Here is a 21,391-nt window from a genome sequence, read left to right on the forward strand (position 1 = left end):
GGTGGACCATGACCGTCAGCGCACTGACCTCGCAGGTGGATCGGCCGGTCACGGATCCGGCGCGGCCCGACCGGATGCCCGGTGGGCGGCGGCTCGGTAAAGCGACGTTCGACGACGGACTGATGGGTGTGGCCCTGCTGGCCGGCCCGGCGAACGTGATCATGCAGCTGGCACGCCCCGGCGTCGGCTACGGCGTGATGGAGAGCCGGGTCGACAGCGGCCGGGTGGACCTGCACCCGATCAAGCGGGCCCGCACCACCTTCACCTATCTGGCCGTGGCGACCAACGGCACCGACGAACAGAAGGCCGCTTTCCGCCGGGCCGTCAACGGCGCCCACGCGCAGGTGTACTCGACCGATGAGAGCCCGGTGAAGTACCACGCCTTCGACAAGGATCTGCAGCTGTGGGTCGCGGCGTGCCTCTACAAAGGCGGCGTCGACGTCTTTCGCATCTTCATCGGCGACATGGACGACGAGACCGCTGAGCAGCACTTTCGCGACAGCGCGACCATGGGCACCACGCTGCAGGTGCCGCTCGAGATGTGGCCCGCCGACCGCGCCGCTTTTGACAAGTACTGGCAGGAGTCGCTCGACCAGGTGCACATCGACGACGCGGTGCGCGAATACCTGTATCCGATCGCCGTGGGGCGCCTGCGCGGGTTGCAGGCCCCCGGACCGCTGCAGCGCCGCCTGGAGGCCTTCAACCTGCTGATCACCACCGGCTTCCTGCCGCAGCGGTTCCGCGACGAGATGCGGCTCCCGTGGGACGCCGAACACCAGCGGCGCTTCGACCGGGTGATGGGCGCCCTGCGGACCGTCAACAACCTCCTGCCGCGGCCCCTGCGCCGGTTCCCGTTCAACGTCCTGCTGATGGACCTCGACCGGCGAATCCGCACCGGCCGTCCGCTCATCTGACCCGGCGCCACCGTCAGCATCGATTGCTGGCGGGCGGCCATCGCGCCGCGCGGCGCACCCTCTTCGGCGGTGACGACGCCCGGGCTGACCGCGACGCAGGGTGGTCGTCGGTGAGGTGGCGCCGCCGCCCGTCGGGACATCGGCCGCCAGGCCCGCAGAGCCACCCGCGAACCGTGGCGCCCGTCGTTCGACCGGCGGGAATCCCCGTCCGGTCCGGCCGTCCGGTCATCGTCCGACGGCCCGCACCCGGGCCCGAAGTCGGCGCTCATCCCCTGGTCACGGGTGCTGTGGGAGTGATCAGGCGCACCGGCGTGCGTCTGGACGGTTAGCTTATGCAATGCTAACTTCCACCTGAAGTTAGCCTCACCAAACCTAAAGGGAGACAGCGGGGGTTCATGCCTCCGTGTGTAAACGGTTCATGGATATGGGAAGTGACACGCTCGCGGCGCCGACGACGGCGCCCACCCGCGTCGACCGCGACGTCGTCAGTCGGTTTGCCACGTGCTGTCGCGCGCTGGGGCTGACGGTCAACGACCGGCAGCGCCCCGCCGACCTGCCCGCCGCCCGCTCGGGCTTCGAGGCGCTGACCCACATCGCGCACGACCACTGCGATGCGTGGATCGGACTGGCCGCCGCCGGCGACCTGTCCAGCCGCGTCGTCGAATCGGTCTGGCGCACCCGCAGCAGTGCCGGCCTGCTGCAGCGTCATGTGGAGATCGCGCCGGGCGCGCTCGGCTTCTTGTATGACAGCGGGCTGTACCTACAGTTCCGGGCCTCCGATCCCGACGACTTCCAACTCGCCTACGCCGCGGACCGCTGCGTGGCCGGGGCCTTCGCCGATGCCGACCGACTCGTCGGTGACGTCCTCGAACGCCGCCCGGGCTGGTTGCAGGCCCGCTGGGTGCGCGTGGCGATCCACCACCGCGCCGAACGCTGGTCCGACGTCATCCGGCTGCTCACCCCGGTGGTGAACGACACCTCCGTCGACGAGACCTACAGCCACGCCGTGCGTGTCACCCTCGGCATCGCCCTGGCGCGGCTCGGGATGTTCGCCCCGGCGATGTCCTACCTCGAGGATCCCGCCGGTCCGGTCGCCGTCGCCGCCATCGACGGTGCGCTGGCCAAAGGCCTCACCCTGCGCGCGCAGGGGGAGGACGAGGACGCCGCCGACGTTCTGCAGGATCTCTACGCCGCCAACCCCGAGAACGCCGATCTCGAAGCGGCGCTGCTGGACACCAGCTACGGCATCCCCACCACCACCGCCGCCCGGATCGAGGCGCGCAGCAACCCGTGGGATCCGGAGTCCGAACCCTCCGAGGCCGAATTCGTCGACCCCGGCGCCAAGGACCGCAAGGCGCACCTACTCATCGAGGCCGAAGCCGAACTGGCCGAGTTCATCGGCCTCGAAGAGGTCAAGTACCAGGTCGCCCGGTTGAAGAGTTCCGTGGCGATGGCGCTGCGCCGGCAGGAGCGCGGTCTGGCCGTCGCCCAGCGCACCAACCATCTCGTCTTCGCCGGTCCACCCGGCACCGGTAAGACGACGATCGCGCGCGTGGTCGCCAAGATCTACTGCGGCCTGGGTCTACTGCGCAAGGAGACCGTCCGCGAGGTCCACCGCGCCGATCTGATCGGACAGCACATCGGCGAGACCGAGGCCAAGACGAACGCGATCATCGACAGCGCCCTGGACGGCGTGCTGTTCCTCGACGAGGCCTACGCGCTGGTCTCCACCGGCGCCAAGAACGACTTCGGTCTGGTGGCCATCGACACCCTGCTGGCGCGAATGGAGAACGACCGCGACCGGCTGGTCGTCATCATCGCCGGCTACCGCAAAGACCTCGACATGTTCCTCGACGCCAATGAAGGTCTGCGGTCCCGTTTCACCCGCAGCATCGACTTCCCGTCCTACTCGCCCGCCGAACTCGTGGAGATCGCCGTGCGCATGGCCGAGAAGCGCGACAGCCTGTTCGCCCCCGCCGCACACGACGACATGGAACGGCTGTTCGCGCAACTGGCGCAGTCGTCGTCACCGGACGCCAACGGTGTCGACCGGCGCAGCCTCGACATCGCCGGCAACGGCCGGTTCGTCCGCAACCTGGTCGAGCGGTCGGAGGAGGAGCGCGAATACCGGCTCGACCATTCCGACGCCGACGACTTCACCGACGAGGATCTGATGACCATCACCGCGGAAGACGTCCGCAGCTCGGCCGCCCCGCTGCTGCGCGGCCTCGGTTTGGCCGCACCGGATCTGACCGGGCGGGGTCTGGTGCCGGGCTCGCCGGTGCAGGCATGACGTCCCCCTCTGACCCCCGGCGCTCCTTCACCTCCCGGACACCGGCGAGTGAGGGTTCCGAGCGCACGCCCTACCGGCGCGGCTTCGTCACCCGCCACCAGGTGTCGGGCTGGCGATTCATGATGCGCCGCATCGCATCCGGCGTCGCGCTGCACGACACCCGGATGCTCGTCGATCCGCTGCGCACCCAGTCGCGCTCGGTCCTGGTCGGCGCCCTCATCCTGGTGACCGGGCTGGCCGGTTGCTTCGTGTTCTCGCTGATCCGCCCGGCGGGCTCCGCGGGCACAGACGCCATCCTGGCCGACCGCTCCACCGCCGCGCTCTACGTCAAGGTCGGGGAGCAACTCCATCCCGTGCTCAACCTGACCTCGGCGCGGCTCATCGCAGGGCGGGCCGACAACCCGACCACCGTCAAGACCTCGGAGCTGGACCAGTTCCCCCGCGGCAACCTCGTCGGCATCCCCGGTGCGCCGGAACGCATGGTGCAGAACACCTCTCGCGACGCCGACTGGACGGTGTGCGACGCCGTCTCCGGATCGTCGACGGGTGTCACCGTGCTCGCCGGTGAACTCGGCACCGGCGGTGAGCGCGCCACCACCCTGGCCGGCGACCGGGCCGTCCTGGTCTCCAACGGGTCGGGCACCTGGCTGTTGTGGAACGGTCGACGCAGTGCCGTCGACCTCGGCAACCGTCCGGTGACCGATGCGCTGGGTATCCCCGCCGTCGACGTGACGCCCCGTCCGATCGCGGCCGGGCTGTTCAACGCGATCCCCGAGGGGCCCGCCCTGGTCGCGCCGCCCGTCCCCGAAGCCGGTCAGCCGCCGCAGTTCGCGCTCCCGGTGCCCGCACCGGTGGGGTCGGTGGTCTCGGCCTTCGACGCCGACGACACCATCCGGTACTACGCCGTGCTGCCCGACGGGCTGCAACCGGTGTCCTCGGTGCTGGCCTCGATCCTGCGTAACACGAACTCCTACGGGTTGGCACAGCCACCGCGGCTCGCCCCCGACGACATCGCCCGCCTGCCGGTGTCCGGAACGCTCGACGCCGACGCCTATCCCGCGGTCCGGGTCAGCCTGGTCGACGCATCGGCTGATCCGGTCACCTGCGCGCAGTGGGCGAAACCCGTTGACGCTGAGCAGAGCTCGCTGACGCTGCTGTCCGGTGCGGCTCTACCGCTGCCGGAGAGTCTGCGTACCCTCGATCTCGTCGGCGCGGGCAACGGCGTCACCGCCGACCGGGTGGCGATCGCCCCCGGTAGCGGCTATTTCGTCCAGACCGTCGGGCAGGAGCCCGGTTCGCCCACCGCCGGATCGTTGTTCTGGGTCAGCGACACCGGCGTGCGCTACGGCATCGACCAGGGGGGCTCCTCGTCACCCGGGGATGACACGGTCGCGGCGCTGGGGCTGAGCAGTCCGCCGCTGCCGGTGCCGTGGTCGGTTCTCGCCCAGTTCGCGGCGGGCCCGACGCTGTCCCGGGGTGACGCGCTGCTGGCGCACGACACCCTGCAACCCGATCCGAGCCCTGTGCGTCTGGAGAACCCATGAGCCGGCTGATCTTCGAGGCCCACCGCCGGTTGCCACCCCCGGCCGCCCGCCAGGGCACCATCACCATCGAACCGCCCCCGGAACTGCCGCGGCTGGTGCCGCCGTCGTTGCTACGCCGGGTGCTGCCCTATCTGATCGTGCTGCTCATCGTCGGCATGATCGTTGCGCTGGTCGCCACCGGGATGCGGCTGATCTCGCCGACCACCCTGTTCTTCCCGTTCGTGCTGCTGCTCGCCGCGACCGCGCTCTACCGTGGCACCGACAACAAGATGCGCACCGAGGAGGTCGACGCCGAGCGCGCCGACTACCTGCGCTACCTGTCGGTGGTGCGGGACAACGTGCGGGTGCACGCCGCCGAGCAGCGGGCCGCCCTGGAATGGTCCCATCCCGATCCCGCTGTGCTGGCGACGATTCCGGGCACCCGCCGGCAGTGGGAACGCGATCCGCGCGACGGTGACTTCCTGATCCTGCGCGCCGGTGTGCACGACACCCCGCTGTCGACGGTGCTGCGCGTCAAGGACACCGCCGACGAGATCGACCTGGAACCGGTGTCGCACACCACGTTGCGCGGTCTGCTCGACGTCCAACGCACCGTGCGGGACGCCCCTGCGGGCATCGATGTCGCGAAGCTGTCGCGCATCACGGTGTACGGGGACGTCGACGAGGTCCGCGGCGCGCTGCGGGCGTGGATCGCCCAGGCCGTCACCTGGCACGATCCGAGCGTGCTCGGGGTGGCACTCGCCTCCCCCGACGTGGACAGCGACGACTGGTCATGGCTGAAGTGGTTGCCGCACACGGACATCTCGGGTGAGGCCGACGCCGTCGGGCCGGCCCGTCAGTTGGCCACCGACGTGACCGAACTGCGCGCCATGCTCGCCCCCGCCCTGGCCGACCGGGCGCCCTTCCCCGGTGACGGCGACCGTGCGGTCAAGCATCTGCTGGTGATCGTCGACGATCCCGACTCCGACCTCGAGGACCTGATCCGCCGGCCCGGCCTGGCTGGGGTGACGGTGATCCAGCGCGCCACCGAACCGCCGCACCGCGAACAGTATCCGGATCCGGAACGGCCGATCCTACGGATCGCCGACGGCCGCATCGAGCGCTGGCAGACCGGCGGCTGGGCGTCCTTCATCGACACCGCCGACACCCTCGACGCCGACGACGCGCGCCATCTCGCGCGGATGCTGGCGCGCTGGGATTCCAATCCGGGGCAGGCGCGTTCGACCACCACCGGTGGTTCGACCTTCACCACCCTGCTCGACATCCCGGACGCCTCGGCGCTCGACGTCGCCACCCTGTGGGCGCCGCGCCGCCGCGACGACGAACTGCGCGTCCCGATCGGCGTCACTGCGACGGGGGAGCCGCTGTACTTCGACCTCAAGGACGAGGCCGAGGGCGGTATGGGCCCGCACGGGTTGATGATCGGTATGACCGGCTCGGGCAAATCGCAGACGCTGATGTCGATCCTGTTGGCGCTGTTGACCACCCACTCCGCCGAGCGGCTCATCGTCATCTACGCCGACTTCAAGGGCGAGGCCGGTGCAGACATCTTCCGTAACTTCCCGCAGGTGGTCGCGGTCATCTCCAACATGGCAGAGAAGCGGTCGCTGGCCGACCGCTTCGCCGACACCCTGCGCGGTGAGGTGGCCCGGCGCGAGCAGCTGCTCAAGGAGACCGGACGCCGGGTACAGGGCAGCGCCTTCAACTCGGTGACCGAATACGAGAACGCGATCGCCGCGGGTCACGACCTGCCACCGATCCCGACGCTGTTCGTCGTCGCCGACGAGTTCACGCTGATGCTCGCGGACCATCCCGAGTACGCGGACCTCTTCGACTATGTGGCGCGCAAGGGCCGGTCCTTCCGGATCCACATCCTGTTCGCCTCGCAGACCCTCGACGTCGGCCGCATCAAGGACATCGACAAGAACACCTCCTACCGCATCGGTCTGAAGGTCTCCAGCCCCAGCATCTCCCGGCAGATCATCGGGGTCGAGGACGCCTACCACATCGAATCCGGCCGGGAGCACAAGGGCGTAGGCTTCCTCGTGCCCGCCCCGGGTGCGACGCCGATCAAGTTCCGCAGCACCTACGTCGACGGCATCTACGAGCCGCCGCGGGTCGAGCGGTCGGTTGTGGTTCGGGCGCTGCCGCAGCCGCAGCCGTTCACTGCGGGCCGGGTCGAACCCGAACCGGACACGATCATCCCGTCGTTCGAGCCGCAGGCCGAGGCGGCGCCCCCGCGCAAGCTGATCTCCACGATCGGCGCCCAGCTCGCCCAGTACGGTCCGAAGGCACCTGCGCTGTGGCTGCCGCCGCTCGACGAGCCGATCCAGCTGGTGGACACGCTGCAGCGGTCGGGCGTCCCGGCGCGGCAGTGGCGCTGGCCGCTCGGCGAGATCGACAAGCCGTTCGAGATGCGGCGCGATCAGCTGATCTTCGACGCCAACGGCGCCGCGGCCAACATGGTCATCCACGGCGGCCCCAAATCAGGCAAATCCACTGCGCTGCAGACCTTCATCCTGTCGGCCGCCGCACTGCACACCCCGCGCGAGGTCACGTTCTACTGCCTCGACTACGGCGGCGGTCAGCTGGCTCCGCTCGCGGATCTCGCCCACGTCGGCAGTGTCGCCACCCCGCTCGAGCCCGAGCGCATCCGGCGGACGTTCGGCGAGATCGAGCAGCTGCTGCGGGCGCGGCAGGCGCGTGGCACCGGCCGGCACGATGCGGATCAGGGCGACGGTTACGGCGAAGTTTTTCTGGTAATCGACAACCTCTACGCGTTCAGCCGAGACAACACCGACACCTTCAACACTCGAAACCCGTTGCTGGCCAAGGTGACCGAACTCGTCAACACCGGGCTGGCCTACGGCATCCACGTCATCATCACGACGCCGAACTGGCTCGAGGTCCCGCTCAACATGCGGGACGGGCTCGGACTGCGACTGGAACTCAAACTCAACGATCCCCGCGACAGCAACGTGCGCATCGTCGGCGGACTGCGCAGGCCCGCCGAAGGTGTGCCCGCCGATCAACCCGGCCGCGGTCTGACCATGGCCGCCGAGCACTTCCTGTTCGCGACGCCGGCCCCGGAGCTGATTCCGGCCATCAACGCCCGATTCCCCGAGATGTCCGCCCCGCCGGTGCGTCTGCTGCCGACCGATCTGAAACCCGACGCCATCCGGCCGCTCTACCCGGCGCCCGAGCGGGTGGTGATCGGTCAGCGCGAGGAGGATCTCGCACCGGTCGCCCTGGACTTCGCGGACAATCCGCTCGTCATGGTGTTCGGCGACAGCCGGTCGGGTAAGACGACGCTGCTGCGCCACCTGATCCGGACGCTGCGCGACAACTCCGCACCCAACGAGGTGGCGTTCACCGTCATCGACCGCCGGCTGCAACTCGTCGACGAACCGCTGTTCCCGGACAACGAGTACACCCCGAACATCGACCGCATCACCCCCGCGATGCAGGGGTTGGCGGCGCTGATCGAGAAGCGTCGTCCGCCCGCCGGGCTCACGCACGCGCAGCTCACCGAGTGGGCGTACCCCAGAACCGGGGCCGGCCACACCCACTACCTGATCATCGACGACGTCGACCAGATCCCGGACAGCCCGGCGATCAGCGGACCGTTCGCCGGTCAGCGTCCGTGGACACCGTTGCTCGGACTGCTCGGCGAGGCAGGTGATCTCGGGCTGCGGGTGATCGTCACCGCCAGGGCGACCGGATCGGCGCACGCGGTGATGACCGCACCGCTGCTGCGCCGCCTCAACGATCTGCAGGCCACCACCCTGATGCTGTCCGGCAACCCGCAGGACAGCGGCAAGATCCGCGGTCACCGCTTCGCGCGGCTTCCCGCGGGCCGGGGCATGCTGCTCGGCGACAGTGACACCCCCACCTTCGTCCAACTCGTCAACCCCCTCGTGGCGCAGCACGCCGGATCGCCACGATCGAACGGAAAGGGATTCAGCTGATGACTCTTCGCGTCGTCCCCGAGGGTCTGACCGCCGCGAGCGCGGCCGTCGAGGCGCTGTCCGCGCGGCTGGCCGCCGCCCATGCCGCCGCCGCCCCGCTGGTCACCGCGGTGCTGCCACCCGCTGCCGATGCGGTGTCGCTGCAGACCGCAGCCGGCCTGAGCGCGCACGGCAACCAGCACGCCGCGGTGGCCGCCCACGGGGTCGAGGAACTCGGCCGCTCCGGCGTGGGCGTCGGGGAATCCGGCGCCAGCTACGCCAGCGGTGACGCGATGGCCTCGACGTCCTACCTGATCGCGCGCGGCTGAGATATGACCGCCCCCATCTTCATGGCGCTGCCGCCCGAGGTGCACTCGGCGCTGCTCAGCAGCGGGCCCGGCCCCGGGTCGCTGCTGGCCGCCGCGGGGGCGTGGCAGTCGCTGAGCGCCGAATACGCCAGCGCCGCAGCCGAACTCACCAGCACCCTGGCGTCCGTGCAGGCCGGGGCCTGGGAGGGGCCGAGCGCCGAACAGTACGTCGCCGCGCACACCCCGTACCTGGCCTGGCTGGCCGAGGCCAGCGCGACCAGCGCCGCGACCGCGGCCCAGCACGAGACGGCCGCCGCCGCCTACAGCACCGCGCTGGCCACCACCCCGACCCTCGGGGAACTCGCGGCCAACCACACCACCCACGCGGTGCTCGTCGGAACCAACTTCCTCGGCATCAACACCATCCCGATCGCGGTCAACGAGGCCGACTACGTCCGCATGTGGATCCAGGCCGCGACGAGTATGAGCACCTATCAGGCCGTCGCCGGCGCCGCGGTGGCCGCCGCTCCCTCGACGGCGCCGTCGCCGTTCCTACTGGCACCCGGCGTCGGCGAGGCAGGTGCCGCCGCCGCCACCGCGCAGCAGACCGGAGCCCAGGCTCAGGCAGGAGAATCCGGCGCCGCCCTCGACAGTTCGAACATCATCGCGGATCTGCTCAAGGCCTACATGGATTTCACCAATCAGCTGTTCGAGCCGATCCTCAACTTCTTCCAGGATCCGATCGGCAACAGCATCCAGCTGATCACCGACTTCCTGACCAACCCGAGCGCGGCTCTGCAGACGTGGGGTCCGTTCCTGTTCGCCGTTGCCTACCAGGCGATCTCGTGGATCGGTGCCTCGCTGACCTACCCCCAGCTGCTCATCCAACCGCTGCTCGCGATCGGTCTGGGCATCCTGGGCGGCATCGCCGACCAGCTGCTCAAGCTGCTGCCGCTGTTGTTCCCGCCGCCGATCGCGGCCGCGGAGGTGCCCGCCCCCGCGCCGGCCCCCGTGCGGGCGGAGCCGACCGGACTGTTCCCCGCGGCGGGTATTCCCGCCGGCGGCGCACCGGCGCCGGTCCCGACCGGCGGTACCGCGGCGGGCGCACCCGCACCCGCCCCGACCGCCCCGGCCGCGGCGCCCGCCGCCTTCGTGCCGTATGCCGTACCCGGCGGCGACCCCGACGGTGAGGGCTTCACCCCGACCGTCCGCGACACCACCGGCGCCAAGGCGCCGGCCGCCGACATCCCCGCGGCCGCGGCCGCGTCGGCGGCGGCAGCCGCGGCGGCACGGCGCAAACGTCGCCGCCGCAAGTCCGCCGAAGTCAAGGGCCGCGCCTACGCGGACGCCTACATGGACTACGAAGACCAGCCCGACGACGAACCGCCCGCGCGGGAACCGCGGATCTCGGCGTCCACCCGCGGGGCAGGCCCACTCGGCTTCGCCGGAACGGCGGGTAAGGGTGATGCTGCGGCAACCGGGCTGACGACCTTGTCGCCGGACGCCTTCGGCAACGGGCCGACGAGCCCGATGCTGCCCGGAACCTGGAACCCCGGCGGGAACGAACCCGATCCGCCCACCCGGGGCTCGGAAGGAGGGTCGCGCACCTGAACCCACCGACCCCGTACCGGCACCCCGAAATCCGTTGAAAGGAACCACCATGAGCATGCTCGACGCCCACATCCCCCAGATCGTCGCCTCCGAAGCCGCCTTCGGTGCCAAGACTGCGCTGATGCGCAGCACGATGGCGCAGGCCGAACAGGCCGCGCAGTCGGCGCAGGCCTTCCACATGGGCGAGTCCGCAGCCGCGTTCCAGGCTGCACACGCCCGCTTCCTCGAGGTGTCGGCCAAGGTCAACGCGCTGCTCGACATCGCGCAGGTCAACCTCGGCGACGCCGCGGGCACCTACGTCGCCGAGGACGCGGCAGCGGCCAGCACCTACACCGCCATCTGATCCGAAATCCCAGCGACACAGGCCAAGTCAGGAGTCTTCAATGTCCCAGATCATGTACAACTACCCGGCCATGCTGGCGCACGCGGGCGAGATGAACGGATACGCCGGTGCGCTGCACGCCGTCGGTGCCGACATCGCCAGCGAGCAGGCCGCTCTGGCCGGTGCCTGGCAGGGCGATTCGGCGATGACCTACCAGGCCTGGCAGGCCCAGTGGAACACCGCCCTCGAGGAACTGGTCCAGGCGTACCGCGCGATGGCCAGCACCCACGAGATGAACACCATGTCGATGAGCGCCCGGGATCAGGCCGAAGGCGCCAAGTGGGGCTGACCGGGGCATAGTGGGTCCCAACGCCGTCGAACTGACCGCCGCCCAGGCCTGGTTCGCCGCCGACACGATCGGCGCGGGCTCCTTCCCCTGGGTGCTGGCGGTCACGCAGCCCTACAGTCACGAGGCGGATCGCGCGAGATTCGCCGCCGAGACGTCCGCGCAGCTGACCGCATCGGGCGTACTGTCCGCCGACGGTCGGGTCGCGCCGTCGGTGGCCGAATGGCTGCGGGTGGTGTGCCGGGCCGAGCAGTGGCTGGATCTGCGGTTCATTTCCGGCGCAGGCGATCTGCTGCGGGGCGTGGTGGCCCGGCGCGGCGGCCGGACGGTGGTGGCGCTGCGCAACGCGACGCTGGTCACCCTGACCGACATGGCGATCGACCATCCGCACGCGCTGGTTCCGGTGCTCACCGCGGGGCTGTCGCACCGCGCACCGGCGAGGTTCGGCGAGTTCACCCTGCCCGCGGCGGTCGGTGCCCGCGCCGACGACCGGATCCGGAGCGGCACACAGCTTGCCGAGGTGCTCGACTTCCTCGGCATCCCGCCGTCGGCCCGCCCGGTGGTGGAGGCCGCGTTCGCACCCGATCGGACGTACGTCGAGGTGGTGGCCGGTGAGCACCGGGACGGTCACCGGGTGACGACCTCGGTCGGGGTCAGCGTCGTCGACACCAGCGCAGGCCGGGTTCTGGTCAGCCCCGCCAAAGCGTTCGACGGCGAATGGATCTCGACGTTCGCGCCCGGCACCGACTTCGCCATCGCGGCGGCCGCGGAACGCCTGACCGGCTCGCTGCCCAGCGGGCCCTGGTTCCCGGACCTGCACCTGACCCGAGACTTCAACGAACACGACACGAGAGAACCGAGACGACAATGCCCGACAACACTGTGATGCCGATCGTGCGGGTGGCGGTGCTCGCCGCAGGCGACGACGGTGGTCGGCTGACCGAGATGGCGCTGCCCGCCGGTCTGCCCCTGCGCGAGATCCTGCCTGCCGTACAGCGGATGGCCGATCCGGGCGATGACGCCGACGCCGACGAGGCGGTGCGCCATCCCCGCAGACTCAGCCTGGCCCCGATCGGCGGCGCGCCGTTCAGCCTGGACGCCACGCTGGACACCGTCGGTGTGGTCGACGGGGATCTGCTTGCCCTGCAGCCCGTTCCGGTCGGCCCCGCCGCGCCCCGCATCGTCGAGGACATCGCCGACGCCGCGGTGATCTTCTCAGCCGCGCAGGAGTCGCGTTGGGGTGCAGGCCACATCCAGCGTGCCGCCGCGGCCGCGGCGCTCACGCTGATCCTCGTCGGCACCGCGCTGGGGGTGGCCCACCGCCTCGTGACCGGCGATCTGCTCGGACTGTTCGTCGTCAGCGCTATCGCCGTGGCCGCGGTGCTGGGATCGCTGCTGACACTGGCGGGTTCACCGCGGCTGGCGACGGCACTCGGTATCGCCGCGCTGCCGCCGGTCGCCGCGGCGTTCGCCCTGGCGGTACCCGGAGACTTCGGTGCGGCGCAGGTGCTGCTGGCCGCGGCGGGCGTGACGGCGTGGTCGGTCATCAGCCGCACCGTCGGCGAGCGGGCCGTCGCACTGTTCACCGCCACCGCTGCCGCCGGATTCGGCGTGCTGCTGGCCGCGGCGATCGCCTCGGTGTGGACGCTGTCGAACATGGTCCTGGGCTGTGTGCTGATCCTGATCGGACTGCTGGTCACCGTGCAGGCGGCCCAGCTGTCGGCGATGTGGGCGCGGTTTCCCCTACCGGTGATCCCGGCGCCCGGTGATCCGACACCATCGGCGCAGCCGTTGCAGGTCCTCGAGGACCTGCCCCGCCGGGTCCGGATCAGCCAGTCGCACCAGACCGGTTTCCTGGCGTCCGGAATGCTGCTCAGCGTTGCCGGTTCACTGACGCTGATCGGCACGGCGGACCCTTCGCCGTGGGCGTGGTACGTCGTCGTGGCCGCCGCGGTCGGGGCGGTGCTGCGTGCGCGGGTGTGGGATTCGGCGCCGTGCAAGGCGTGGCTGCTCGCGCATCCGTTCGTGCTGACGATCGGGCTGCTGGTGCTGTTCGCCGCCACCGACCGGTTCGACGCCGCCTGGTGGGCGCTGCTGGCCCTGGCCGTACTGACCGCGGTGTGGATCATCGTCGCCCTGAACCCGGCGGTCGCCACCCCGGAGACCTACTCGCTGCCCGCCCGCCGGTTGGTCGGCTTCGCCGCGTCCGCGGTCGACGCGTCGCTGATCCCGGTGATGGCGTTCCTGGTCGGCCTGTTCAGTCTGGTGCTCAACAGGTGAATCGTCCCCTCGCCGTACTCGCCGCGACGTCCGCCGTCGCGCTGCTGAGTTGTCCGTCCGCGGCGGCGATCACCCCGCCCGAGATCGATCCTGCGGTGCCGCCGCCGGCCGGTGCGGGTCCGGTCGACGCGATGGAGCAGCGCGGCGCCTGCGTCACCAGTGCCGTGATGCCGGGTACCGATCCCGGTGCGGTGAGCCCGAACAGACGGGCGCTCAACCTGTCCGGTGCGTGGGAGTACAGCCGGGGGGAGGGGCAGCTGGTCGCGGTCATCGACACCGGGGTGGTGCCCGGTCCGCGCCTGCCCGACGTGCAAGCAGGCGGCGACTTCCTGGGGTCGACCGACGGACTGACCGACTGCGACGGACACGGCACCCTGGTTGCGGGTCTGATCGCGGGCAGGCCCGGACCCGACGGCTTCTCCGGGGTCGCGCCCGCGGCGCAAATCCTCTCGATCCGGCAGACCTCCCCGCGCTACGCGCCGGCCGCCCCGTCGGACGACCCCGCGCTGCAGCGCGCCGCGATCGACACCGCGAGCCTGGCCCGCGCGATCGTGCGCGCGGCCGACCGCGGCGCCCGCGTCATCAACGTCTCGGTGGTGACCTGCCTGCCCGCCGGACAGACCCTGGACCAAACCGAACTCGGCGCCGCCCTGCGCTACGCCACCCGCGAGAAGGACGCCGTCGTGATCGCCGCCGCGGGAAACAATGCGGGCGGGATGACGACGGGAACGGCATGCGCATCGAATCCCCCGACCGATCCCGGCAGACCCGACGATCCGCGCAACTGGTCCGGGGTCACGACCGTGTCGATCCCGTCGTGGTGGCAGCCCTACGTGCTGTCCGTCGGCTCCCTGACCCCGGCGGGCCAACCCTCCGAATTCACCATGGCCGGGCCATGGTTGGGCATCGCGGCGCCCGGTGAGGACATCGTGTCGCTGAGCAACGCACCCGGCGGCGGACTGGCCGACGGTCTGCCCGACGACAAGGGCAACCTGTTCCCGCTCAGCGGCACCAGCTACGCGACCGCCTATGTGTCAGGTGTCGCCGCACTGGTGCGCAGCCGATTCCCGCAGCTCACCTCCGAGCAGGTGGTGCGCCGCCTGACGGCCACCGCGCACGGCGGCGCCCGGTCGCCGTCGAGTGTCGTCGGAGCAGGCAGCGTGGACCCGGTGGCCGCCCTGACCTGGGAATTGCCCGCTGAACCCGCGGCGGCCCCGCCCACGGCGAAACCTATTGCCGCCCCGCCGGTTCCGGAACCACCCGACCACACCCCCCGAACGGTCGCCCTGATCGGCTCGGGTGTGCTCGCCCTCGCGGTCGGATCGGCCGTCGTGGTGAGTCGACGACGAAAGGACACGGTCTGATGACCGTCAGGATCACGTTGGCGCTGCTGTTCGTCATACCGGCGGCGCTGGCCTACCCGTGGCACACCGTCACCGACCGCTGGATCCTCGGTGTCGCCATCGCGGTGGTCGTCGTGCTGTTCGCCTGGTGGCGCGGCCTTTTCGTCACCGACATGGTGCGCCGACGCGTGGCGATCTGGCGACGTAACCGTGCGGGGGGCGGGCACTCCCGCCGACCCGAGCAACCGGACACCTACGTCACCTCCGTACTGCGCGTCGAGCCCGGGGGGACCGAGTGCTCGGCCGACCTGCCGCTGCCGCTGATCGCCGGCTACGTGGATCGCTACGGCGTGCGCGCGGACAAGGTGCGGGTGGTCAGCCGGGACCGTGACGGTGCGCGCACGACCTGGATCGCGGTGACGGTCGGCGCGACCGAGAATCTGGCGGCACTGCAGGCCCGGTCCCCGCAGCTGCCGTTGCGCGAGACCGCCGATGTGGCGGCGCGTCGCCTCGCCGACCATCTGCGTGAGATCGGCTGGCACATCACGCCCGTCGGCGACACCGACACACCCGTGGCCGCCGCGGCGAAGGAGACGTGGCGCGGTCTGCGCACCGGGTCCGGACACGTGGCCGCCTACCGCGTCGCGGTCGACGACCGGCTTCCCGACACGCTGGCCGCGGTGACGGCGCACGACTCGGCGGAGACGTGGACGGCGATCGACATCAGCGGCACCGCAACCCATCCGAAGCTGACGGCGGCGTGTGCGCTGCGGACCGAGCAGCGGCCGCCCGCCGGGGCGCCGGTTCCGGGTCTGACCCCGGCCCGCGGTGCGCATGGGCCCGCGCTCAAGGCGCTGACCCCGGCGTCGGTGGCGCGGTTGGACGGGACGCCGGTGCGGACAGAGCTACTGCAGCGGCTGACATGGCCGGTGGACCGCAGACCGGCAGGCGAACTCGCCGAGGCAGGTCCGTCGTACCCTCAGTGACCCGTGGACGTCGCCGTCGCGCGGCACACCAGTGCCACGAGTGAGTCGATCTCGCCGGCGGTGAGTGCCCGTCCGTCGAAGAGGGAGACGGTGACCGCCGGCGCCAACATCATGTGGAGCAGCACGTCCCGGTTGACGTCAGGGGGGACCTCCCCGCGGTCGACGGCTCTGTCGATCACCGCGACCCATTGCGGGAGATCGTTGCGATACCAGCTCATCATCGCGTCGTTCAGCGTCGGATAACGCCCGGCGATGACCGCGGCCATCAGGCCGCGCTCGACGGGATCGGCGGCGAGCGAGGCGAGTTCGGTGATCAGTACGCGCACATCGCCGGCCCACGCGCCGGTGTCCGGGGCGTCGGTGCGGTGGCGGGCATGGAACCCGAGTGCGTCGTCGAGTAGTTCGGTCGAGGTGGGCCACCACCGGTAGATGGTGCCGCGGTGCACCGCCGACCGTTCGGCGACCTCGGCGATCGGGAGTTCGACCTTGCCCTCGGCCAGCATTGCCAGACAGGTTCGCAGCACCGATTCCCGGATCCGTTCGCTGCGTCCGCCCGGGCGGACCCGCGGGCGGGACGTCGAACTGCGCGTAGTGCGATCCGGTGCTGTGCTCACTGTCCCCGACTCCCTGGTCCCGACGGTGCCGAGTGTCCCGGCGGCGGGGGCCGGCGATACCCGCGGTGCCCGCTGAGTGAGACGAAGGTGGGCCTTAACGCGACATGTTGATCGAATAGCGGCATGCGCATCTCAATGGGGCTGCCGACCCTCTTCCCGCACGGCCGCCAGACCGAACTCTCGTGGTACCGCAAGATCGACGAGGGACCGTGGGACGGCCTGGTCACCTACGAACGGCTCGTCTACCCCGACAGCTGGTCGGTCGTACCGCAACTCGCCGCCGCTGCCGCCGTCACCGAGCGGGTGCGGCTGTGGACCGATGTCGTGGCGCTGCCGATGCGCAACCCCGTGCTGTTCGCCAAGGATCTGGCGACCATCGACGTGCTGTCGGACGGGCGGTTGACGCTCGGTGTCGGCATCGGGGCGTGGGACGAGGACTACCTGGCGGTCGGCAGTCCGCTGGAGCGGAAACGTCAGCGCATGGACGATGCGGTCGCGGTGATGCGCCGGGTGTGGGCCCAGGAGCCCCCCGTCGAGGGGCACCTCCCGGTCGGGCCCGTCCCGGTGCAGCCCGGCGGCGTCCCGCTGATCGCCGGCGTGGTCGGTCCGAAAGCCCTGGCTCGAGCGGCGAAGTGGGCGGCCGGGGTGAGCGACCCGGCGCATTCCCTGCACTTCGATGCCGAGGCGCTGGCCGCGCAGCGCGAGCGGGCGGTCGAGGCGTGGCGGGCGGCGGGCCGGACGGATCGGCCGCACTTCTCCGCGCCGGTCTGGTTCGCGCTCGGCCCGGATCCACAGGCTCAACTCCGCGAACACGTGAAGGACTTCTGGGATCAGGAGGTCTACGCGATGGGCACCGGGTCGTCGTACATCACCGCGGCGGAGGCGGGGACGCTCAACTGCGGGGCGGCCGGACTCCTCGCCGCGGTGAACGGCGCCCGCGAGGCGGGTCTCGACGAGCTGCGGCTCATTCCGTCGACCGCCGATACCGACGAGATCGACCGTGCGCGTGAGGTCCTCGGGATCTGAGTCGTCAGATCCCGAGCGATTCCTGGATGTCGCGCAGCGTGCGCGCCGACCGGTGCAGGCCGTCGTGCTCGGCGGGGGAGAGCTCGACCTCCAGGACGCGGCCCGCGCCGCCGGCCGACACCACCGTCGGAAGTGACAGCGCCACACCGGTGATGCCGTGGGCGCCGTCCTGCACCCGCGAGACCGGCAGCACCCGGTGCTGATCGCCCAGGACCGCTTCCACGATGCGCGCTGTGGCCAGCCCGATGGCCAGATTCGTGGCGCCTTTGCCGGCGATGATCTCGTAGGCCGCGTTGACCACGTCGGCTCCGATGGCTGTGCGGGTGGCTTCGTCGAAGATCAGGCGACCGTCGAGCCGGTACGCGTCCGCACGCACACCGCCGACGGACAGCGTCGACCACAGCGCGATCTCGGAGTCCCCGTGTTCGCCGATCACCACGGCGTGCACGTTTCCGACGTCGACGGCCGCACGCTGTGCCACCAGATAGCGGAACCTGCTGGAGTCCAACACGGTTCCGGATCCGAAGATGCGGCCCGGTCCGGCGCCGACCGCCCGGGTCGCCGCGTAGGTCACGACGTCGACCGGATTGGTCACGAAAAGGACCACCGCGTTGGGTGACTGCTCGACGAGCCGCGGCGTGAGCGTCTGCGCCATCAGCACATTGGCCGCCGCCAGGTCGAGTCGACTTTGGCCGGGATGCTGTTTGGCGCCCGCGGTGACGATGACGACGTCCGAACCCGCGGTAACCGCGATGTCGTCGGCTCCATCGACCCGGCAGGGTGGGACGAACTGGCTGCCGTGGTTGAGGTCGAGGATTTCGGCGCGCACCTTGGCCGTGTTGGTGTCGAACAGGGCCAAGGCCCCCGCGGAACCGCGGATCAGACAGGCGTAGGCGATCGCGGTGCCGACGCTGCCCGCGCCGACGATCGAGACTTTTCGTCCTCGCACCAGGATTCCCTTCAGGCCCGTGCAGCTTCGATCGGCATGACCTTGCCCAGGAACCGGGTCATCCGCCGCAGGTAGTCGGGTTGGCTGACGTGCAGCAGATGGTTACCGGGGAACCAGTGGAATGCGCAGCGGTCCCAGTGCTCCCAGAGCATTTCGGCCTGTTGGGGCGGTGCCAACCGGTCACCGAGTCCGGTGATGATGAGCCGTCGGTCGCGCGGCACCAGCGGTGGATAGTTCAGCGGCGACGCGTACCGCGCGGCGGCGGCGGACAACTCCGGGTCGGTGTGCGAGATCAGCCGGTTGAGCGCCACCAGCTTGTTGGCCGGGAACCACTCGTCGACCGTGCGGTCCGGCGTCACCACCGGGACGTTCGGGATGACCGCCTGGATGCGGTCGTCGACGCAGGCCAGCAGCGCGGAGGTGAACCCGCCGAGCGAAATACCGGTGACCGCGATCCGGTCCACGCCGGTGTACTCGAGATAGTCTGCGAGCGAACGGAAGTCGTGCACGGCCTGGGCCATCGATTCGGCGAATCCCGCGAACCCGTCGGCGAAGAAGCCGTATCCGGAGAACGGTGAGAAGCGTTCGGCGCGGGCGCCGTGGAACGGCAGCGTGTACAGCAGCACGTCGTAGCCCGACCGGTAGAACCACGGCAGCGACAGGAACAGCCCGTTGAACAGGTACGGCGACCCCATGAAGCCGTGGATCACGCACAGCGTCGGTCGTGGCCCGTCGTCGTGACGCCAATGCTGGGCGTGCACCACGTTGTTGCGCTGATGACCCCGGCACTGTTCGCGCAGCGCGGGATTGACGGCTTCGAAGCTGCTGCGGAACCGGATGTTGTACACCTGACCGCCGGCGACCCATTCGGCCACCGGGTTCGCCGGCCGCGACGACACCCTCGGTGCGACGGTCGGCTTCGGGAACGACCGCTGCGGATCCCGGGCGGCGGCGAGGTCGGCGTAGAACCGCATGTGCTCGGCCTCGAGCCGGCCCGCGTCCCGCTGGAACACCGCCGCGGCGACCGTGGGCAGCATCGCGGCGCCCACCAGCGACGCCACCCCGGTGCGCAAAGCCAGATCGGCGACGGCCGACGCGTCCACGACGAGACGCTGGCCCAGGCTGAGGTCGGCGCGGCGCGGGAGACCGGTCGCCCCCGCGTCGCCGCCCGGCACGTCGGGAACTGGGATGGGCGGGTCGACCGGATCGGCGGACTGCGTCATCGGCCTGATGCTAGCCCGCGACCGTACGTCGAGTGTGTACACAGGGCGGAAAATCCGCCCGCCACCGCCCTGGCGGCACACTCGACGCCACAGAAGCACAGTCGACGGTGGGACACTCGAAGCTGTGTGGAATCCCGAGACCTATCTCGCGTTCGCCGATCACCGCGGCCGGCCGTTCTACGATCTGCTCGCCCGCATCGGTGCGCATGAGCCGCGCCGTGTCGTCGACCTCGGTTGCGGTCCGGGCAATCTCACGCTGAGCCTGGCGCAGCGCTGGCCGTCGGCGACGATCGAAGCGTGGGACAACTCACCGGAGATGGTGGCCGCGGCGCGGGAGCGCGGCGTCGACGCGGGCGTCGCCGATGTGCGCAACTGGGTCCCGCAGCCCGACACCGATGTGGTGGTGAGCAATGCGACCTTGCAGTGGGTGCCCGAGCATGCCGAGCTGCTGACCCGGTGGGCGGCCGCACTGCCACCGGGGTCTTGGCTGGCGTTCCAGGTGCCGGGCAACTTCGAGGCCCCGTCGCACGAGGCGGTGCGCCGGCTCACCGACCGTGATGCGTGGCGAGAGTCGTTGCACGACATCCCGTTCCGCGTCGGGAAAGTCATCGAGACCCCAGCGGGATACGCGGAGTTGCTGACCGACGCCGACTGCACGGTCGACGCCTGGGAGACCACCTACATCCACGAACTGACCGGCGAGCATCCCGTGCTGGACTGGATCAGCGGCACCGCGCTGCGGCCGGTGAAGAGCAGGTTGACCGAACAGCAGTGGCACGAGTTCCGGGCCGAGCTGATCCCGCTGCTCGACGACGCGTACCCGGCGCGGCCCGACGGACGGACCTTCTTCCCGTTCCGGCGGGTGTTCGTCGTCGCTCAGGCGGGTAGGCCCTCCTTCGCCGCGTCGGCGCGGTAGCGGTCCACCCATGCGTCGGACCGCTGATCGGCCTGGCGTTCCAGCACCGGTGCCGGCGCCAATCGCGGGTCCAGTCCGAGCTTTTCGAGGACCTCGCCGACCACCTGGGTCAGGTTGCGCCACAGCACCGGATACGGGACGTCGATGTAGTCGACGTCCTCCTCCTCGAACCAGGTGCGCCAGCCCTGCTCCTGGGCGCGCAGCATCGTCACCACGTGCGCGATGGCCCCGGCGTGGTACTCGGCCCGAGCGTCGCGCACCGGATCGGGTCTGCCGCGCCACACCCGGGTCTGCACGGCCCGCCAGAACGACACCGCCTGGGAGACCACGTCCGGACGGTAGACGTGGATGAGGACGGGATCGGTGCCGATCACATCGCGGATCGCGGCCAGCAGTCCGTCGCCGGACCGGTCGGGGAGACCGGCGGCGCGGTCGAGCAACAGCGGGGTCTGATTCCACATCAGCTTGCCGCCCCACACCCCGTTGGGGGTCCGGCCGACGGTGCGGATGTAGTCCCGCCAGATCGTCGGCGGGGCGAGGTCCGGGGTGCCCTCGTCGAGTGGGTCCAGCAGCCGCAGGATCGACTCGTCGTCGACATCGGCGAACCACTCGCGGGGCTGCGGGGCCTGACTGGTCCGGGGCAGGTACTGGAAGAACTCCTGCGGTTCACCGGCCACCCCGGTGGCGCGCAGCGATTCGACCAGCAGGGTGCTGCCGCTGCGCTGGGAGGCCAGCACCAGGTATGCCGAGGGCTGAGTGGGCATGCGCG

The 21,391-nt window shown here is 70.6% G+C and carries 18 protein-coding genes; 14 read left to right on the plus strand and 4 right to left on the minus strand.

The window, feature by feature from the left end; translation table 11 throughout:
- The first annotated feature begins 8 nt into the window (after positions 1 to 8).
- The 12 genes from A5757_RS00435 (at position 9) to eccE (ending at position 15,894) form a co-directional block, all read left to right on the plus strand.
- The gene (locus A5757_RS00435) at positions 9 to 914 is read left to right on the plus strand and encodes an oxygenase MpaB family protein (protein ID WP_066827982.1); all 906 of its coding nucleotides are present in this window, start codon (positions 9 to 11) and stop codon (positions 912 to 914) included.
- A 418-nt stretch (positions 915 to 1,332) separates the two neighbouring features.
- The gene (gene eccA, locus A5757_RS00440; protein ID WP_082929238.1) at positions 1,333 to 3,207 is read left to right on the plus strand and encodes a type VII secretion AAA-ATPase EccA; all 1,875 of its coding nucleotides are present in this window, start codon (positions 1,333 to 1,335) and stop codon (positions 3,205 to 3,207) included.
- Positions 3,204 to 4,751: a type VII secretion protein EccB gene (gene eccB, locus A5757_RS00445; protein WP_066827986.1), complete on the plus strand. Its 1,548-nt coding sequence runs from the start codon at positions 3,204 to 3,206 to the stop codon at positions 4,749 to 4,751. Before eccA ends, eccB begins: the two co-directional genes overlap by 4 nt.
- A complete protein-coding gene (gene eccCa, locus A5757_RS00450) occupies positions 4,748 to 8,719 on the plus strand; it encodes a type VII secretion protein EccCa (protein ID WP_066827988.1) in 3,972 nt (1,323 codons plus the stop codon). Before eccB ends, eccCa begins: the two co-directional genes overlap by 4 nt.
- Entirely contained in the window at positions 8,719 to 9,027 is a 309-nt protein-coding gene (locus A5757_RS00455) for a PE family protein (protein ID WP_066827990.1), read from the plus strand. The genes eccCa and A5757_RS00455 overlap by 1 nt, the downstream gene beginning before the upstream one ends.
- A gap of 3 nt (positions 9,028 to 9,030) precedes the next feature.
- Positions 9,031 to 10,617 (plus strand): PPE family protein, encoded by a 1,587-nt coding sequence (locus A5757_RS00460; RefSeq protein ID WP_066827992.1) that lies wholly within the window; start codon positions 9,031 to 9,033, stop codon positions 10,615 to 10,617.
- 49 nt (positions 10,618 to 10,666) lie between these two features.
- Positions 10,667 to 10,960 carry a type VII secretion protein EsxS gene (locus A5757_RS00465; protein WP_066827994.1) on the plus strand — a complete coding sequence of 98 codons (294 nt, stop codon included), beginning with the start codon at positions 10,667 to 10,669 and terminating at the stop codon, positions 10,958 to 10,960.
- A gap of 40 nt (positions 10,961 to 11,000) precedes the next feature.
- Positions 11,001 to 11,288 (plus strand): WXG100 family type VII secretion target, encoded by a 288-nt coding sequence (locus A5757_RS00470; protein ID WP_066827997.1) that lies wholly within the window; start codon positions 11,001 to 11,003, stop codon positions 11,286 to 11,288.
- Between the two features lie 10 nt (positions 11,289 to 11,298).
- Entirely contained in the window at positions 11,299 to 12,171 is an 873-nt protein-coding gene (locus A5757_RS00475; protein WP_066827999.1) for an ESX secretion-associated protein EspG, read from the plus strand.
- The gene (gene eccD / locus A5757_RS00480) at positions 12,153 to 13,565 is read left to right on the plus strand and encodes a type VII secretion integral membrane protein EccD (protein WP_066828001.1); all 1,413 of its coding nucleotides are present in this window, start codon (positions 12,153 to 12,155) and stop codon (positions 13,563 to 13,565) included. The genes A5757_RS00475 and eccD overlap by 19 nt, the downstream gene beginning before the upstream one ends.
- Positions 13,562 to 14,929, plus strand: a complete 1,368-nt coding sequence (gene mycP / locus A5757_RS00485) for a type VII secretion-associated serine protease mycosin (protein WP_066828003.1) — start codon at positions 13,562 to 13,564, stop codon at positions 14,927 to 14,929. The genes eccD and mycP overlap by 4 nt, the downstream gene beginning before the upstream one ends.
- A complete protein-coding gene (eccE, locus tag A5757_RS00490) occupies positions 14,929 to 15,894 on the plus strand; it encodes a type VII secretion protein EccE (protein ID WP_066828004.1) in 966 nt (321 codons plus the stop codon). The genes mycP and eccE overlap by 1 nt, the downstream gene beginning before the upstream one ends.
- Here eccE and A5757_RS00495 read toward each other — a convergent pair.
- Complete coding sequence (locus A5757_RS00495) at positions 15,888 to 16,508, minus strand: TetR-like C-terminal domain-containing protein (protein ID WP_156618072.1); 621 nt, start codon at positions 16,506 to 16,508, stop codon at positions 15,888 to 15,890. The two genes, eccE and A5757_RS00495, sit on opposite strands and share 7 nt — an antisense overlap.
- Before the next feature lie 123 nt (positions 16,509 to 16,631).
- On the opposite strand from A5757_RS00495, the gene A5757_RS00500 reads away from it, so the two are divergent.
- On the plus strand, positions 16,632 to 17,534 hold the full coding sequence (locus A5757_RS00500) for an LLM class flavin-dependent oxidoreductase (protein ID WP_082929239.1): 903 nt from the start codon (positions 16,632 to 16,634) through the stop codon (positions 17,532 to 17,534).
- A gap of 4 nt (positions 17,535 to 17,538) precedes the next feature.
- Here the strand turns inward: A5757_RS00500 and A5757_RS00505 are convergent, their stop codons facing one another.
- A complete protein-coding gene (locus A5757_RS00505; RefSeq protein ID WP_231983842.1) occupies positions 17,539 to 18,483 on the minus strand; it encodes an L-lactate dehydrogenase in 945 nt (314 codons plus the stop codon).
- Between the two features lie 11 nt (positions 18,484 to 18,494).
- Complete coding sequence (locus A5757_RS00510; RefSeq protein WP_066828009.1) at positions 18,495 to 19,706, minus strand: S9 family peptidase; 1,212 nt, start codon at positions 19,704 to 19,706, stop codon at positions 18,495 to 18,497.
- Positions 19,707 to 19,830: 124 nt separating this feature from the next.
- Here A5757_RS00510 and A5757_RS00515 point away from each other — a divergent pair, with 124 nt between their 5' ends.
- The gene (locus A5757_RS00515) at positions 19,831 to 20,622 is read left to right on the plus strand and encodes a trans-aconitate 2-methyltransferase (protein WP_066828010.1); all 792 of its coding nucleotides are present in this window, start codon (positions 19,831 to 19,833) and stop codon (positions 20,620 to 20,622) included.
- Here the strand turns inward: A5757_RS00515 and A5757_RS00520 are convergent.
- The gene (locus tag A5757_RS00520) at positions 20,583 to 21,386 is read right to left on the minus strand and encodes a Stf0 family sulfotransferase (RefSeq protein WP_066828011.1); all 804 of its coding nucleotides are present in this window, start codon (positions 21,384 to 21,386) and stop codon (positions 20,583 to 20,585) included. The genes A5757_RS00515 and A5757_RS00520 overlap by 40 nt on opposite strands.
- Positions 21,387 to 21,391: the final 5 nt, after the last annotated feature.

Source organism: Mycobacterium sp. 852013-51886_SCH5428379 (assembly GCF_001665575.1).
Lineage (GTDB): Bacteria > Actinomycetota > Actinomycetes > Mycobacteriales > Mycobacteriaceae > Mycobacterium.

Coding starts and splice junctions, on each gene's coding strand:
- eccA (WP_082929238.1), top strand. CDS start 1,333: ATGGATATGGGAAGTGACACGCTCGCGGCGCCGACGACGGCGCCCACC.
- A5757_RS00520 (WP_066828011.1), bottom strand. CDS start 21,386: ATGCCCACTCAGCCCTCGGCATACCTGGTGCTGGCCTCCCAGCGCAGC.
- A5757_RS00510 (WP_066828009.1), bottom strand. CDS start 19,706: ATGACGCAGTCCGCCGATCCGGTCGACCCGCCCATCCCAGTTCCCGAC.
- A5757_RS00435 (WP_066827982.1), top strand. CDS start 9: ATGACCGTCAGCGCACTGACCTCGCAGGTGGATCGGCCGGTCACGGAT.
- A5757_RS00460 (WP_066827992.1), top strand. CDS start 9,031: ATGACCGCCCCCATCTTCATGGCGCTGCCGCCCGAGGTGCACTCGGCG.
- A5757_RS00465 (WP_066827994.1), top strand. CDS start 10,667: ATGAGCATGCTCGACGCCCACATCCCCCAGATCGTCGCCTCCGAAGCC.
- A5757_RS00470 (WP_066827997.1), top strand. CDS start 11,001: ATGTCCCAGATCATGTACAACTACCCGGCCATGCTGGCGCACGCGGGC.
- eccD (WP_066828001.1), top strand. CDS start 12,153: ATGCCCGACAACACTGTGATGCCGATCGTGCGGGTGGCGGTGCTCGCC.
- eccCa (WP_066827988.1), top strand. CDS start 4,748: ATGAGCCGGCTGATCTTCGAGGCCCACCGCCGGTTGCCACCCCCGGCC.
- eccE (WP_066828004.1), top strand. CDS start 14,929: ATGACCGTCAGGATCACGTTGGCGCTGCTGTTCGTCATACCGGCGGCG.
- eccB (WP_066827986.1), top strand. CDS start 3,204: ATGACGTCCCCCTCTGACCCCCGGCGCTCCTTCACCTCCCGGACACCG.
- A5757_RS00500 (WP_082929239.1), top strand. CDS start 16,632: ATGCGCATCTCAATGGGGCTGCCGACCCTCTTCCCGCACGGCCGCCAG.
- A5757_RS00455 (WP_066827990.1), top strand. CDS start 8,719: ATGACTCTTCGCGTCGTCCCCGAGGGTCTGACCGCCGCGAGCGCGGCC.